The 16,140-nt window shown below is 62.1% G+C and carries 13 protein-coding genes; 5 read left to right on the top strand and 8 right to left on the bottom strand.

The window, feature by feature from the left end; all coding sequences use genetic code 11:
• Both ALO80_RS22935 and ALO80_RS22930 read left to right on the top strand, forming a co-directional pair.
• Positions 1-703, top strand: a 703-nt coding sequence (locus tag ALO80_RS22935; protein WP_144434246.1) for an aminotransferase class III-fold pyridoxal phosphate-dependent enzyme, incomplete at its 5' end; no start/stop codon positions are given.
• Between the two features lie 83 nt (positions 704-786).
• Positions 787-1,005 (top strand): MbtH family protein, encoded by a 219-nt coding sequence (locus ALO80_RS22930; RefSeq protein WP_003304661.1) that lies wholly within the window; start codon positions 787-789, stop codon positions 1,003-1,005.
• 502 nt (positions 1,006-1,507) lie between these two features.
• Here the strand turns inward: ALO80_RS22930 and ALO80_RS22925 are convergent.
• From ALO80_RS22925 to ALO80_RS22890, 8 genes are read right to left on the bottom strand one after another with little or no spacing between them, the layout of a single operon-like run.
• Positions 1,508-2,425, bottom strand: coding sequence for a metal ABC transporter substrate-binding protein (locus tag ALO80_RS22925; RefSeq protein ID WP_055010657.1), 918 nt, complete (start codon positions 2,423-2,425; stop codon positions 1,508-1,510).
• On the bottom strand, positions 2,426-3,325 hold the full coding sequence (locus ALO80_RS22920; protein WP_055010656.1) for a metal ABC transporter permease: 900 nt from the start codon (positions 3,323-3,325) through the stop codon (positions 2,426-2,428).
• Entirely contained in the window at positions 3,325-4,089 is a 765-nt protein-coding gene (locus ALO80_RS22915; protein WP_055010655.1) for a metal ABC transporter ATP-binding protein, read from the bottom strand. Before ALO80_RS22915 ends, ALO80_RS22920 begins: the two co-directional genes overlap by 1 nt.
• Entirely contained in the window at positions 4,086-5,018 is a 933-nt protein-coding gene (locus ALO80_RS22910; RefSeq protein WP_055010654.1) for a metal ABC transporter substrate-binding protein, read from the bottom strand. The genes ALO80_RS22915 and ALO80_RS22910 overlap by 4 nt, the downstream gene beginning before the upstream one ends.
• Positions 5,019-5,053: 35 nt before the next feature.
• The gene (locus ALO80_RS22905) at positions 5,054-5,620 is read right to left on the bottom strand and encodes a DUF6162 family protein (protein WP_055010653.1); all 567 of its coding nucleotides are present in this window, start codon (positions 5,618-5,620) and stop codon (positions 5,054-5,056) included.
• The gene (locus ALO80_RS22900) at positions 5,617-5,949 is read right to left on the bottom strand and encodes a hypothetical protein (protein ID WP_055010652.1); all 333 of its coding nucleotides are present in this window, start codon (positions 5,947-5,949) and stop codon (positions 5,617-5,619) included. Before ALO80_RS22900 ends, ALO80_RS22905 begins: the two co-directional genes overlap by 4 nt.
• Positions 5,946-6,488 (bottom strand): hypothetical protein, encoded by a 543-nt coding sequence (locus tag ALO80_RS22895; RefSeq protein ID WP_055007224.1) that lies wholly within the window; start codon positions 6,486-6,488, stop codon positions 5,946-5,948. Before ALO80_RS22895 ends, ALO80_RS22900 begins: the two co-directional genes overlap by 4 nt.
• On the bottom strand, positions 6,485-7,711 hold the full coding sequence (locus ALO80_RS22890) for a PepSY-associated TM helix domain-containing protein (protein WP_055010651.1): 1,227 nt from the start codon (positions 7,709-7,711) through the stop codon (positions 6,485-6,487). The genes ALO80_RS22895 and ALO80_RS22890 overlap by 4 nt, the downstream gene beginning before the upstream one ends.
• Before the next feature lie 294 nt (positions 7,712-8,005).
• Here ALO80_RS22890 and ALO80_RS22885 point away from each other — a divergent pair, with 294 nt between their 5' ends.
• The 3 genes from ALO80_RS22885 to ALO80_RS22875 all read left to right on the top strand — a co-directional run.
• Positions 8,006-8,983, top strand: a complete 978-nt coding sequence (locus ALO80_RS22885; protein WP_054986300.1) for a TauD/TfdA family dioxygenase — start codon at positions 8,006-8,008, stop codon at positions 8,981-8,983.
• Between the two features lie 364 nt (positions 8,984-9,347).
• Positions 9,348-12,758, top strand: a complete 3,411-nt coding sequence (locus ALO80_RS22880) for a non-ribosomal peptide synthetase (protein WP_055010650.1) — start codon at positions 9,348-9,350, stop codon at positions 12,756-12,758.
• A partial coding sequence (locus ALO80_RS22875) for a non-ribosomal peptide synthetase (protein ID WP_122301817.1) occupies positions 12,755-16,140 on the top strand: 3,386 nt, incomplete at its 3' end. The genes ALO80_RS22880 and ALO80_RS22875, both read left to right, overlap by 4 nt.

Below are 16,140 nucleotides of genomic sequence, written 5' to 3'. Positions count from 1 at the left end.
TGCGGCGGTCATTCTAGAGGTGGTTCAGGGGGAGGGCGGGGTGATTCCTGCTGATCTCGACTGGTTGCGTGGCGTACGCCGCATCACCGAAAAGGCCGGTGTAGCGCTGATTGTCGATGAGATCCAGAGCGGTTTTGCGCGCACCGGCAAGATGTTCGCCTTCGAGCACGCCGGGATCATCCCGGACGTCGTGGTCATGTCCAAAGCCATTGGTGGCAGCCTGCCGCTGGCGGTGGTGGTCTATCGTTCGTGGCTCGACACCTGGCTGCCGGGCGCTCACGCCGGGACGTTCCGTGGCAATCAGATGGCGATGGCTACCGGTTCGGCGGTAATGCGCTATCTTCAAGAGCACAATATTTGCGAACACGCGACGGCTATGGGCGCACGTCTGTGCGCTCATTTGCGAGCCTTGCAGCGCGATTTTCCGCAGCTGGGCGACATTCGCGGTCGCGGGCTGATGCTTGGCGTAGAACTGGTTGACCCGGCCGGTGCGCGAGATGCGCAGGGGCATCCGCCGGTCTTCGCCCGTCTGGCTCCGCTGATCCAGCGTGAATGCCTCAAACGCGGGCTGATCCTTGAACTGGGCGGGCGGCACGGCAGCGTGGTGCGCTTCCTGCCACCGCTGGTGATTACCGCCGAGCAGGTCGACGAGGTGGCAGATATCTTCGGTCGTGCGCTCAATGCCGCGGTCGCACAGCTTTAATTTTTCGACGTAGCGATACGTTCAATCCTTATCGCTGCCATGAATTGGCACGGCAGCGCTGAACACATACACGGAGAGCAGCAATGACTTCAGTATTCGATCGGGAAGACATCGTCTTTCAAGTTGTGGTCAACCATGAAGAACAGTATTCCATCTGGCCCGACTACAAGGCGATTCCCAACGGCTGGCGCACCGTGGGCAAGAGCGGCTTCAAGAAAGAGTGCCTGGCCTACATCGAAGAAGTCTGGACCGACATGCGGCCCCTGAGCCTGCGGCAGAAAATGGAAGCCCAGACGGCCTGACTGGCTGGTTGACCAGCGATCGTGCCAATGCTCCGCGCACGTATCGCGCGACGCAGCGGAGCGCAGGGAACGAGAATCTCAACTGTCGTGCTGAAGCTCTGCATCTGTCTGCACGAATAATTCAATTATCGTGCGACGCAGAGCGTCGCGAACTGCGTTCCCACGCTGGAGCGCAGGGAACGAGAATCTCAACTGTCGTGCTGAAGCTCTGCACCGGTCTGCACGAATAATTCAATTATCGTGCGACGCTCTGCGTCGGCATGCCGTTCTGGACGCTCCGCGTCCTCGTGCCATGCAGAGCGTCGCGAACTGCATTCCCACGCTGGAGCGCAGGGAACGAGAATCTCAACTGTCGTGCTGAAGCTCTGCGCCGGTCTGCACGAATAATTCAATTACCGTGCGACGCTCTGCGTCGGCATGCCGTTCTGGACGCTCCGCGTCCTCGTGCCATGCAGAGCGTTGCGAACTGCATTCCCACTCAGGAGCGTGCGCAACGTTAATCTCACCCGTTACCCGCCAGCACCTTGATAATCCCCTGAATATCGCCCTGCAACTCCGCCAGCGGATCAGCGCCATCAATCCCTAACACCAGCAGCTTGCTGCCGGCCGCCTCGATTGCAGCCTTGACCGGCGCGGGTGGTTGACGGTGATCGAGCACCAGCGCCACGTCATTGTCTTGCAAAGTCGCGCTCAGCTTGCTCAGCGCCTCGGGTGTCCACTGCTCGTCCGTCAGCACCTGGCTGTCGATCAGTTCCAGATTCAGTCCGCTGATCAAATAGCCAAAGCGGTCCGACAGGCTCACCACACTCAAATTGTCGGCACCGGCCAGCGCTGCTTCGCTGCTGGCGCTGAGCTTGAGCAGCTGCTGCTTGAATGCCGCCAGATTGGCCTCGATCTTCGGCTTGGACGCCGGTGCCAGGCGCACCAGATCCGCCGCCAGCACATCGGCCATGCGTCCCATATTGTTGCTCGCCAGCCACGGCTGGCTGTTCAGCCCGTCAGCGCCCTGGCCCGGTTGCACGGCAATCCCCGCAAGGCTGCCATCCACCGGGCGTGCTGCGTCGATCTCGACGATACGGATGTTGCTGCGCCGGGCGTTGGGGTAGAGCGGGTCATCTGCCCAGATCGAGCGCAAACCGATTACCGCGTCGGCGTTGTTCGCCAGGCCGCGCAAGGCGTCGGCACCACGTCCGGTGAAGTACGCTGTCTGACGTGAACCGGGCAGGTTGGCAGCCGCCGCGCGTTCCAGCACGACACCACTGTCCTTGAGCAGAATCTCCCCCAAGCCATAAGTGATTGGCAGACTGGCCAGCACCCGTACCGGTTGCGCGCTGTCGGTGTTGGCGTCGGCGGCATACAGGCTGTTGCTGAACAGGCCGCTAATGGCCAACGCCAGGGTCAAGGTACGTAATGTAGGCATTTATCCAATATTCCCTTTCAGGCTCGGCAGTGTGCCGCGAGCGATGGCGGCGAGGGCGAAGGCAACACCGGCCACCAGAATGATTGCCGCGCCGGACGGCACAGGCAGGTCGAAGACAATCGGCAGCAGGATGCCGCACAGGGTGCTGATCGTCGCGATGGCCACCGAGATCCAGAAAAAGCCTTTGAGCGACTGACTCAGCAAGCGTGCCGCCGCAGCCGGAATCACCAGCAATGCGCCGACCAGGATCGCGCCGATGACTTTTACGGCGGCAACGGTGATCAGTGTCACCAGAATCACGAACAGGTAGTCCAGGGTCTTCACTGCCACGCCGCGCACCGCGGCCAGTTGTGGGTTGAAGCTGGCCAGCATGATGCGGTTGTACAGCGGCAGGCTCAGGCCCATGACCAGCGAACCGACGATCAGCAGCACCAGCAGGTCATTGCCGTTGACGGTCAGCACCGAGCCAAACAGCACGTTTTCCAGAATATGCACGTTGATCTTGCCGGCCAGCACCAGCAGCAGGCTTGCGCCCAGTGCCAGAGACACCGACAGGAACACCCCGATCAGCGTGTCCGGTGCCAGCCCGGTGCGGTTGCGCAGGTAATTGAGGACAATGCCGAACAGCAGGCAGTAACCGAACAGCGCGCCGTAGGGGCCAGTGTACGGCTCACCGAGCAGAATGCCGATTGCCACGCCGGTCAATGCGGCATGGCCCACCGCTTCGGAGAAAAACGCGAAGCGCTTGACCACCACGAGCGTCCCCAACCCCCCCAGCACCGGGCCGATCAGCAGTCCGGCGAGCAGGGCGTTGACCACGAAACCGTAGGCCAGCGCCTCGGGCAGATAGCCGGATGAGGCGAGGCCCTGAATGAACAGACGAAACGTTTCGTAATCCATCACGCCAGCCCCCCGTGACCGGCATCCGCAGCACGCGGATGAGCGGAAAACAACGTCAGCAGGCGCTCAGGCGTCAGTGCCGTCGCGGCAGGCTCGTCGAACAGTATTCGTCGATTGAGCCCGGTTACCTGATCGGCCAGGCGCCTTACGGCGTCCAGATCGTGCTCGATCCAGACCACGGTGATGCCGCTCCGACGCCAGTCACCGAGCAGACGCTCGAAGACTTGAATCCCGGCTTCATCCAGAGCCGACATCGGCTCATCCAGAACCAGTAATTGCGGCGCGGGGATGAGCCCCTGGGCGAGCAGCACACGTTGGCGCTCGCCGCCGGACAGCGCGCCCATGCGCCGTTTGCGTTTGTCCTGCATGCCGACCCGCTCCAGCGCCTCGCCAATTGCTGCCGCGTAATGCTTCGACAAACCCAGAAACGCCGGGCGTCGCTGGCACATCGCTGCCATGAAGTCGTCAACGGTCATCGGCAGGCCGCGGTCGAACTCCAGGGCCTGCGGCACGTAACCTGTCAGGCCCGGCGCGGCTCGCCATTGCAGACTCAACTGGCCTTGATGCGGCGTTTGCCCGAGCAGGGTCTTGATCAGCGAACTCTTGCCGCCGCCGTTCGGCCCGACCAGCGCGTGTACGCTGCCTGCGCGCACGCTGAAACGGATACGGTCAAGAATCGTGGTGCGCCCCAGTGTCAGACTCACGTCGTTGAACTCGATGCCGGGGCCCTGGCTGGCAATATCGAGGTGCTGCGCAACAGTCATGCGCCCGACTCCTGAATGGCACGTACCACGGTGTCGAGGTTGCCGGCCATTTCCTTTTCGTACTTGTCGGCGGTGTATTCGCCATAGGAAATGTGTGACAGCGGGTACAGCCTGACCCCGGATTCACGCTGGATGGTGTCGACGTAGGTGGACGGGAAATCCATCTCCGAGAAGATCACCTTCACGTCCAGTTCGCGCAACTGGTCGATGGTCTTTTTCAACTGACTCGGGCTGGGTTCGATGCCATGTGCCGGTTCTACCACAGCGGTCACTTCCAGGCCGAATTCGCGCAGCAGGTAGTCGTAGGCGGCGTGTACCGTGGCCACGCGCAAGTCGGCGTTGGGGGCCTTGGTGAGTTTGGCCAGGGCGTCGGCACGCATCTGGCGCAGGCGTTTACCGTAGGCGCGAGCGTTGGCGGTGTAGGTTTTCGCGTTGTCGGGGTCCAGCTTGCCCAGCTCGCGGGCGATGTTGTTGACCTGGGCGATAGAGGCGCTGATCGACAGGAAGGTGTGCGGATTGACCACTTTGCCTGCGCCTCTGGCTGCCACCCCGGTCGCGGCCAGCAAGGGTACGTCGGCATTGGCTTCGATGGTCTTGATGTTCGGCGTTTCGCTGGCGGCGATCATGCGGTCGGCAAAGTCGTCGTGACCGACGCCGTTGAGCACAATCACGTCCAGCGAACCGATGCGCTTGATGTCCTCGGCCCGCGGCTCGTAAGCGTGCGGGTTGAAACCCGCCGGGATCAGCGGCACGACCTCGGCCTTGTCGCCGACGATATTGCTCACGTAGCTGTAATACGGGTGCAGGGTGATGCCGATGCGCAGGCGCTTGGCCGGGTCGGTGGCATAGCTGGACGGTGCCAACAGGGCGGCAAACAGGCCTGCCAGCAGGATGCGCAGCAAGGGACGGCGTTTGAATGAAATAGGCATGGGCAAGCGGTCTTCTTTCAAATGAATGCGGAGTTTCAGTGCGGGTGCTGACGGGTTACGCCTGCATCGAATTGCGCGACGATCTGTTTCCAGCCCGCGTCCATCAGCGCGCTGTCATCGAGCTCGCTGAGAGGCGCGACCGAGGCGCTGCGGTTGATCCAGATGTCGGGCTGCTCGCCCGAATCGACGCGCATCAGAAACGAGCCGGCCACGCTCGGCGCCTGGCTCAGTCCCAGATAAGACCGGTCGATCATGTGCCAGGCGTGATCGCCGCGGCTGACCGAACTGGCATCCCTGGCGAACGGGGCGAAGCCTTCTTCGCCCAGTTGTTCGGCGGTGACCGGCGTCTGCTGCTCTTCGGTCAGCAAACGAATCTCGTCGAGAGTCACGCGCAGATCGGCGTAGATGCCTTGTTCGGCAGCGCTCAGGTCGCGCCGTGCATCCAGTTGATGGCTGGCCAGGCTTTGCGTCTCCTGGGTGTCGCGGTGCAGGCTGACTACGCCTGCAGCAATGCCGAGGATCAGCAGGCACAGCAGCAGAACATACAGGGTTTCATGCCCCGCACCGGCCGGGCGGACGATTTGTCGGGTTGGCGCACTCATGGGCTGGGGATATCCGCCTGATCGATTTCCACCACATGGCCGGGGCCGGCATCGAACAGCACGTAGAACTCGGAGGCAGGGCGCTTGAAGGTCACGGTCGAATCCTCACCCAGTTTGCCGGGCACCAGGATGGTTTCGTCATAGCCGATCACGTCCAGGGTCACGCCCGGCGCACCACTGCCGTCGGAAAAACCGCCGGTGCAGCGGATCTGCTCATTGTCGATCTGTTTGCATTCGCACATCGGGTTATGCGCCAGAGCGTTGCCGCTCAGGCCAAGCAGGCACAGTGCGCTGACCGTCAGCCAGCGCTGGGAAGGGCGGGCACTCATGGTTTGGCTCCTTGTTTTTTCAGCCACGCCACGGTGGTGGGCGAGGCCTGTTGCAGGGGGATGGAAGTCTGATGCACGGCGCCGTCCCAGCCTTCCATAGTGATCCACAGTTCGGAATCGGCGCTGGTGGTTTCCGGAATCTGCATGAACGCGCTCATGCGGTAGCCGCCACCGAAGAAAATCACCCCGGCCGTACGCAGACTGCGCGGTTTGCCGATGCGCAGGTAAGTGGCCTTGACCCGGTCGATGCACGCGTTGCACAGCGCCGCATTAAAGCTTTTCATGTAACCCGACGGCCCGGACAGGCGCGGCGGTTCGTTGCGATCTTCTGCCAGACGCAGGCTCCACGGGCCGACCTGAATCTCGCCGACGTCGCGCTGGCCGAGGCCCTGGTCGCCGCGATCCAGCGCGTTGTCGGAGAAGTACTTGGGCATGAAACCCAACGGGATCAGTACCAGCAGCACGTTGATATGGAAGCGCCATCTGTACCAGAAACGGCTCAGCGACGATGCAGGTTGTGCGGCAGCGGCCTTGCTCACAGGCTGTTCTCCGGGGTGCGGGTCGCCAGCGGCGAGCGAGTGGTGTCCGGGGTCGAAGCCGGGGTGAAGGTGGCAGGGGCGGTTCTGGCTTCACGCTTGAGGGCATTGAGCGTCGCCAGCGCGGTACGCTTGCTCCAGATCAGCAAGCCGCTGAGGACCATCATGCTCAGCAGCAGGCCGAAGAATGCCCAGATCAGCTTGATCCAGATGCCACCGAAATCGCCGGTGTGCAGCGGGCGCATGGACTCGGTGACGAACTCCAGCTTGTTGCGGTCCGACAGCAGGTGCGAAGCGGCTATCTCGCCACTGTACGGGTTGATTTCGGCGGTCTGGAACATCAACGGGTACCAGCTTCGTCCACCGACCTGCATGTTGCTGTAGGCGTTGAAGGGCGGGGTGATGAAGCTGGCTTCAAGGCCCGGTATCCGCTCCTTGGCAATTTCAACGGCCTTTTCCAGGCTGATGGTCGGTGCAGGGCTGCCGTCGGCCGTCAGCGGTACGGCGTTGTGCGCAATGATCGAGGCGACCTGGGATTTACTGGAAATGCTGATCTGGTTATCGCCCAGAATTGCCTGAATCAGAAACCAGGTGCCGGTGACGGAAATCACCGCGATGAACCAGATCGACCAGACGCCGCTGAGACGATGCAAATCGCCCCAGAAAATCCTCGGGCCCTGGCTGAAACGCACCGGTTTGAAAAAGCCGCGCCAGAATTTCTTGTACACCACCAGCCCGGTGACCAGTGACGCCAGCAGCGGCAGGCCGAGAATCGACACCAGGTACCAGCCCCATGAATAGCCATTGGTGAACGGCACCAGCCACCAGCCGTGCAGGGCGCGGGTGAAGCGGCGGAAGTCGAACGACGGCGTAAGGCCCTGAATCACCCCGGTATAAGGGTTGACGTAGGCCGGCACCGAGCGGCCGTCCGGGTAGGTGACGAACACGCTGAGGGCAAAGTAGTCGCCGTCCGGCTGCATGATCGTGCCGACGATAAGGTCCGGTTCGTTGCGCTCGATGGTCGCGCGAATCTGCTCGAAGCTCATGCGCGGGGCATCGTCCGAGGGGCGGTTGTCACGCATTTCCGGGTTGGCCAGCCACATGATTTCCTTGCTGACCACTGCCAGCGTGCCGGTGACGCAGACGATCAGCACAAAAAACCAAATGGGCAGGGCAAGCCAGCTGTGGACGAGAAACCAGATTTTTGAACGGGACTTCTTCGACATGGGTAAACAATCTCGATTCACGATGTAGAGCAACCGCAATGCGGCTCCCTCTGTCTGTACGCGCGGGCGATATAAAGCCTCGCATTCAGTTAAAGACGAATGAGAACGAGATTCCTGCAGGAATTTTTGCGTTTAAATGCAAAAAATTGTTTCAGAGCTGCCGGAAGCCCCGCACGGCGCGGGAAATGGGCGTGATCGGCTAATTTTTTGCTCGCCAGGTACGTTCAATCTGGACATTGGTGTTGCGCCAGGCCGCAGGGGTTCGGGCGCTTTTGCCATCAAGGGAGAGACATCATGAGTCATGCGTTGAGTTTGGATATCCGGCCACTGCTGGCAGGGGCGGGCAGCTTGCCCATGCTGGTGCAGGCGCCCGAGCCCGGTCTGGACTTGATGGAAGCGCTGGGCGAACTCAAGCCGCTGGTCGCCGAACACCTGTACAGCGCGGGTGGCATTCTGTTTCGTGGCTTCGAGGTCGGCGGTGCCGAAGCGTTTCGTGAGTTCGCGGCGGGCTTTGGTGATCCGTTGCTCAACTACGAGTTTGGCTCCACGCCGCGCAGCAACGTGACCAAGGGCGTGTACACCTCGACCGAGTACCCTGCTCACCAGAGCATTCCGCTGCACAATGAGCAGGCCTATACGCTGGATTGGCCGATGAAAATCTGGTTCTACAGCATGATCGCCGCGCAGACCGGGGGCGAAACGCCGATCGCCGACAGCCGCGAGATATACCGGCGCATTCCGGCGCGTATTCGTGAGCGCTTTATCGAAAAGAAGCTGATGTACGTGCGCAACTACGGCAACGGGCTCGATGTGGAATGGAGCCAGGTATTCAACACCGAAGATGAGCGTGTGGTCGAGGCCTACTGCCGGGCACATAACATCGAGTGCGAATGGAAAGATGACGGCGAACTGCGTACCCGGCAGATCTGTCAGGCCGTGTCGCGCCACCCGGTGACCGGCGACACCGTCTGGTTCAATCAGGCTCATCTGTTTCACATCTCCAACCTGCAACCGGAAGTGCGCGAAACCCTGCTGGACGTAGTGGATGAAGAAGACCTGCCGCGCAATGTCTACTACGGCGACGGCTCGCCCCTCGAAGAAAGCCTGCTGGACGAAATTCGTGGCGTACTCGACGAATGCACCGTCAGCTTCCCGTGGCTGGAAAACGACGTGCTGATGCTCGACAACATGCTCACCGCCCACTCGCGCGCACCGTTTACCGGTAAACGTAAAGTCGTGGTGGCGATGGCACAGGGGCATTCGGATAAGTAGTTGTCTGAGTTATCGCCGATTGATTATCGTGCCGACGCTCTGCGTCGGTACGCCGTTCTGGACGCTCCGCGTCCTCTTTGCGACGCAGAGCGTCGCGAGCTGCATTCCCACGCTGGAGCGTGTGGAACGATAATCTCAACTATCGTGCCGATGCTCTGCGTTGGTGCGCCGTTCTGGACGCTCCGCGTCCGATCTTGAATAGCCGGTGCGACACAGGGTCACTCAAGGCATTCGCACTGGAGCGTGAGGACTATCAGGTGTCCGGCTGTCACCACCACAAACCTTTCTAAATATTTCTCCGCCAATTCGTTCTTGTTGATACGACCCCGCCCGACGGTCAGCCACATTCAGCAAGGATCGACCCATGAACCCCGAACACGCCCAGAAACTCGCTCGCCGTTTTGTCGAGTTGCCTCTTGAAAAACGTCGCCTGTTTCTCGATGGCATGCGCAAGGAAAACATGGATTTCGCGCTGTTCCCGATCCCTTCCTGCGAAGGGCTGGCCGAACGCGATGGTCTGTCCTATGCCCAGCAACGCATGTGGTTTCTCTGGCAACTGGACCCCCACAGCGCAGCGTACAACCTGCCGATGTCGGTATGCCTGAACGGTCCGCTGGAGCTGCCCTTGCTGGAGCGTGCCTTCAGCGCGCTGGTCGAGCGCCATGAAAGCCTGCGTACCACCTTCGGTCAGGAAGGCGACCGTGCGTTTCAGCGTGTTGCGCCGCCAGCACCCGTGAGCATCCGCCTGATCGACCTGAGTGCGCTGCCGTCCGAGCAGCGCTGGGCAAGTGCCCGTCAGGCGATGGCCGAACAATCTGCGCAAACGTTCGATCTGCAGCGCGGGCCGCTGTTCACCGTGCAGGTGCTGCGTCTGGCCGGGCAGGAGCATGTGCTGTTGCTGAATCTGCACCATATGATTACCGATGGCTGGTCGATGAACGTGCTCATCGACGAATGGCTGCGCGGCTACGATGCGCTGCTGGCCGGTAAGCGGCTGCCCTTTCAGCCGCTGCCCGTGCAGTACCGCGACTACGCGTTGTGGCAACGCAGCTGGCTGGAAGCCGGTGAGCAAGAGCGTCAGCTGGACTACTGGCGCAGCCATCTTGGCGACGAACACCCGGTGCTGGAGCTGCCTACGGATCGCCCGTACCCGGCGCTGCCCAGCCATGAGGGTGCCCGCCTGGAGCTGGCGCTCGAGCCCGAACTGCTGCGCAACCTCAAACATCTTGCGCAACGCCAGGGTGTGACCCTGTTTGTAGTATTGCTGGCGTCTTTCAAGAGCCTGCTGCACCGCTACAGCGGGCAGACCGACATTCGTGTCGGCGGCCTGATCGCCAATCGCACGCGCAGCGAAACCGAAGGGCTTATTGGCTGCTTCATCAATACTCAGGTCCTGCGCAGTGAAGTGACCGCGCAGACGCGTTTTGTCGATCTGCTGAATACCGTGCGCAACGCCTCGACCGGTGCTCAGGCGCATCAGGATCTGCCGTTTGACGCCATCATCGATGCGCTGCAGCCCGAGCGCAGCCAAAGCCACACTCCTTTGTTTCAAGTGATGTTCAATCACCAGCCGGTGGTTGCCGACCTGCTGGACAAACACCTCAGCGGCGGCCTGCGCGTGGCCAATCTGCCCGCCGAACAACAGGCGCTGGCGCAGCGTACCCACGCCGCCGCCAGCGACCTGATGCTGGCCACCAGCGGCGAAGGTGAGCAACTGCACGCCGCCTTTACTTACGCCACCGATATTTTCGACGAGTCGACCATCGTGCGTCTGGCCGGGCACTGGCGCAATCTGCTGACCTCGGTCTGCGCTGATCCTCTGCAAACCATCGCGGAACTGTCGATGCTCGCGGCCGATGAGCGCTCGCAGTTGCTGGATGTCGACAGCGTTCTCAAAGCTGACGTCACCACCCCTGCGCATCGTCAGTTCGAAGCGCAAGTGCAGCGCACGCCGAATGCGCCGGCATTGCTCCTCGCCCTTGACGGTCAATCGCCCAGCCTGACCTACGCCGAGCTGAACGAGCGCAGCAACCGTCTTGCCTGGCATCTGCGCGAGCAGGGTGTCGGTCCGGACGTGTTGGTCGGTGTGGCGCTGGGCCGCTCGCTGGACATGCCCGTCGCGCTGCTCGCCGTACTCAAGGCTGGCGGTGCCTATGTGCCGCTGGACCTGAGCGCGCCGAGTGAGCGTCTGCGTCATGTGCTGGAAGACAGTGGCCTGAAATTGCTGCTGACGCATAGCGAACAGCGAGTCAGGCTGCCTGAACTGGCTGACATTCAGTGCCTGTGCATGGATCAACCAGGCAGCCTGGCAACGAATCCGCACAACCCGGGCGGCACGACAGATCCGGCCAGCCTGGCCTATGTGATCTATACCTCGGGTTCGACCGGGCGTCCAAAGGGTGTGGCGATCAGTCATGCCGCACTGGCCGAGTTCGTGACACTGGGCGCGAACTACAGTGACCTGCGCGAGGGCGACCGGGTCCTGCAATTCGCGACCCACAGTTTCGATGGCTTCGTCGAGCAGTTCTACCCGCCGCTGTGTCGCGGGGCGGCCGTGGTCCTGCGTGACGAGCGCCTGTGGGACAGCGCCACCTTCCATCAGGCAGTGGTCGAGCATGGCGTAACGCTGGCGGATTTGCCTGCGGCCTACTGGCTGACCCTGGTTCAGGACTTCGCGGCCAGCCCGCCCGGGCATTACGGCGCGTTACGACAGGTTCACGTCGGCGGTGAGGCCATGGCAGTCGAAGGCCTGCGTCTGTGGCACAAGGCCGGGCTGGGGCATGTGCGTCTGCTGAATACCTACGGGCCGACCGAAGCGACCGTGGTGTCGAGCATTCACGATTGCAGCGCGCTGACTGCGGAACAGGTGTCCTGGCGCGGGGTACCGATTGGCCGTGCGCTGGCAGGACGCCGGCTTTATGTCCTCGACGATCAACTGAACCTGTTGCCGCAGGGCGCGGTGGGCGAGCTGTACATCGGTGGTCCCGGCCTGGCGCGGGGTTATCACGCTCAGCCCGGCTTGAGCGCCGAGCGTTTCGTCGCCGATCCGTTTGTCAGCGGTGAGCGTCTGTACCGCACCGGCGACCGTGCCCGGCTGCGTGTCGACGGCGCTGTCGAATACATCGGCCGGGTTGATCATCAGGTGAAGATTCGTGGTTTCCGCATCGAGCTGGGCGAAATCGAATCGCGCCTGCAGCAATGCACTGGCGTGCGCGAGGCGGTGGTGCTGGCCGTTTTACTGGCGGGCAGCACCCAACTGATCGCTTACGTGGTGCCGGAAGGCGGTGCGCTCAGTGATGCCGGGCGACAGGCGTTGCGTCATGGCATCCGCACTCAGATGCAAGCCAGCCTGCCGGATTACATGGTGCCGACGCACGTGCTGCTGTTGCCGGAGCTGCCCCTGACGCCCAGCGGCAAGCTGGACCGCAAGGCGCTGCCGGAGCCCGACTCAAGCCAGTTGCAGGCCAGATACCGCGCGCCCTGCAGCGATGTGGAAATCTGCCTTGCTGCCATCTGGCAGGAAGTCCTGCACGCGCCACAGGTCGGTCTGGACGATCACTTTTTCGAGCTGGGCGGCCATTCGTTACTCGCCGCGCAAGTGATTGCCAGGATCAAGGCGCAACTGGGCATCAGCCTGCCGTTGCGCACGCTGTTCGAAAAACCGCTGCTCAGCGACCTTGCCGTCGAAGTGGCCGCGCTGACCGACAACACCACGGATAACGACTGGAGCGACATGGACCAGTTCATGGATTCACTGGAGGAATTTGGCGCATGACCGGGACCACTGCTGCACGCATCGCGAAACGTTTTGTCGGCCTGCCGCTGGAACAACGCCAACAGTTCCTTGCCCGGCTGCGCCAGGAAGGCAAGGATTTCAGCCTGTTGCCGGTGCCGGTCAGTCGCCATGATGTCACGGCCATTCCGCTGTCGTTCGCTCAGCAACGCCTGCTGTTCCTCTGGCAGCTCGACCCGTCGAGCGACGCTTACAAAATGACCACTGGCCTGCGTCTGCAAGGCACGTTGAACGAGACGGCCTTGCGCCGTGCATTCGATTATCTGATCGAGCGTCATGAGGTGCTGCGCACCGTGTTCCATACCGACGGTGATCAGGCGCAGCAAGTGTTGTTGCACGATCAGACAGTGGCGCTGGACAGTATCGACCTGTCCGGTCTGGCTGATGTCGAGCTGCGCGATGCCGAGCTGGCGTTACGAGTGGTCACGGTGACCAGCCAGCCGTTCGATCTGCGCACAGGCCCGCTGCTGCGCGCGCACCTGTTCCGCCTTGCCGGCGATGAGCATGTGTTGGTGGTGAGCATGCACCACATCGTCTCCGACGGTTGGTCGATGGACGTGATGATTCAGGAGTTCGTGCACTGCTACCAGGCGTACTGCGAAGGCCGCGAACCTGCGCTACCGGAACTGCCGTTGCAATACGCCGATTATGCTATCTGGCAGCGCAGCTGGCTGGAGGCGGGCGAGGGCGCACGGCAACTGGATTACTGGCGTAACCAGTTGGGTGACGAGCAGCCGCTGCTCGACGCCGCACAGGATTTTCCCCGTCCACACACGCAGAGCTATCAGGGCGAGCACCTGCGCTTTGATTTCGGCGCTGATCTGTCGCGCCAGCTCAATGCCTTTGCGCGTACGCAGGGCGTGACCCTGTTCATGCTGGTGCTGGCCGGTTTTTCGCTGTTTCTGTCGCGCAAGGCCGGGCAGCGCGATATTCGCATCGGCGTGCCCAATGCCAACCGCGGTCGCGCTGAAACCGAAGGGCTGATCGGCTTTTTCATCAATACCCAGGTCTTGCGCTGCGAGGTTGAGGAGCGCCTGAGCTACCTTGACCTGCTGGCGCAGATCCGCGACACCTCGTTCGGCGCGCAGGCGCATCAGGACGTACCGTTCGAGCAATTGGTCGATCAACTGGCACCGGAGCGCAGCCTGGGTCATAACCCGCTGTTTCAGGCCAAGTTCAACCAGAACGTAATCCTCAAACAGAAAACCGCGCTCAAGCTGGCCGGGCTGGAGGTCAGCGAGTACGCGTTCGATAAACAAGGCGCGCATTTCGATCTGGCCCTGGACATCACCGACGACGGCACGCTGATCCATGGCGATATGGCGTACGCCAGCGACCTGTATCGACGCTCCACCGTCGAAGGCTTCATCCCCGAAATGCTTGCGTTGTTCAAGACCCTGCTCGACGCGCCACAGGCGCCGCTGTTCAGGTTGGGGGCGCTGACCGTCGAGCCGCCGCCTGCAGCTCGCGAACCCGCGCCACACCTGCTGCAACTGTGGGACCGGCAGGTTGAAAGGCAGCCTGATGCACAGGCTGCCCGCTGCCTTGAGCGCACGCTGACCACGCTGCAACTGGATCAGGCTGCCAATCAGCTGGCTCATCAATTGATTCGCATGGGGGTCAGCGAAGGCCAGCCGGTGGCGGTGCTGATGGAGCGTTCGCTGGACTGGCTGACGGCCGTGCTGGCGATCTTCAAGGCGGGTGGCGTGTACATGCCGCTTGACGTCAAAGCTCCCGACGCGCGACTGCAACAGATGCTGGTCAATACTCAGGCCAGGGTGTTGCTGTGTGCCGAGGGCGATGTGCGCCAGACGTCACTGGCGTTTGCCGGTTGTCAGGGCCTGGCCTGGACGCCTGCGCACTGGCAGGCGTTGCCTGTCAGCAGGCCCGACACCGGGTTGTCAGCCGACTCGGCGGCTTACGTGATTCATACCTCCGGCTCTACCGGCCAGCCCAAGGGCGTACTGGTCAGCCAGGGCGCTTTGGCCAGTTACGTGCGCGGCCTGCTGGAGCGCTTGCAACTGGCTCCCGAGGCGAGCATGGCGCTGGTTTCGACCATCGCCGCCGACCTTGGTCATACCGTGTTGTTCGGCGCGCTGTGTTCGGGGCGAACCCTGCACGTGTTGACCGAAGCACTGGGTTTCGACCCGGATGCCTTTGCTGCCTATATGGCCGAACATCAGGTCGGCGTGCTGAAAATCGTGCCCGGCCACCTGACTGCGCTGTTGCAGGCCAGCCAGCCGGCCGATGTGCTGCCGCAGCATGCTCTGATCGTCGGCGGTGAAGCCTGCTCGCCTGCGCTGGTCGAGCACGTGCGTCAGCTCAAGCCGGATTGCCGGGTGATCAACCACTACGGCCCGAGCGAAACCACGGTCGGCGTGCTGACCCATGAGGTGCCTGTCTCGCTCCCGGAGGATGTCTGTGTATCCACCGGGGTGCGCTCTGTCGAGCCTCTGTGCAGCGTGCCGGTCGGTGCGCCGTTGCCGGGGGCCAGTGCCTATGTGCTGGATGATGTGCTGAACCCGGTCGGCCAACAGGTTGCCGGCGAACTGTACATTGGTGGTGACAGTGTGGCGCTGGGCTACATCGGCCAGCCTGCACTGACCGCCGAGCGTTTTGTGCCGGATCCGTTCGCGCAAGAGGGCGCACGCGTTTATCGCAGCGGCGATCGCATGCGGCGCAATCATCAGGGCCTTCTGGAATTCATCGGTCGCGCAGATGATCAGGTCAAAGTACGCGGCTATCGCGTCGAGCCTGCTGAAGTGGCGCGTGTGCTGCTGGGATTGCCCGCAGTGGCGCAAGCCAGCGTGTTGGCGTTGCCGGTGGACGATGACGAAACCCGACTGCAACTGGTTGCGTACTGCGTAGCCGCAACCGACACAGGCCTGAATGTCGACAGCTTGCGCGAGCAACTGGCTGCGCGCTTGCCCGACTATATGGTGCCTGCCCAGATCATGCTGCTGGACAGATTGCCACTGACTGCCAATGGCAAGCTCGACAAGCGCGCCTTGCCCAAGCCCGGCGTCGTCAAACAACGTTATACCGCGCCGGTGGGCGAGATCGAGGAAAAGCTCGCCGCCGTGTGGGCCGACGTGCTGAAACTGGAACAGGTCGGCAGCACCGACAACTTCTTCGAACTGGGCGGCGATTCGATTCTCAGCCTGCAGATCATCGCCCGTGCCAAGCGCCAGGGCATCAAGCTCAGCCCCAAGCAGTTGTTCGAAAAGCAGACCATCGGCCAGCTGGCATCGGTGGCCAGACTGATCCAGAAAAAGCCCGCTGCCGGGGTGGAGCTGGTCAGCGGTTCGCTGCCGCTGCTGCCGATTCAGGCGCGCTTCTTTGAACTGGACATCCCCGAGCGCCA

It is taken from the genome of Pseudomonas caricapapayae, assembly GCF_001400735.1.
Taxonomy (GTDB): Bacteria; Pseudomonadota; Gammaproteobacteria; order Pseudomonadales; family Pseudomonadaceae; genus Aquipseudomonas; species Aquipseudomonas caricapapayae.
The sequence above is the reverse complement of the archived record's forward strand: the minus strand, read 5'-3'. Positions and strand labels throughout refer to the sequence as shown.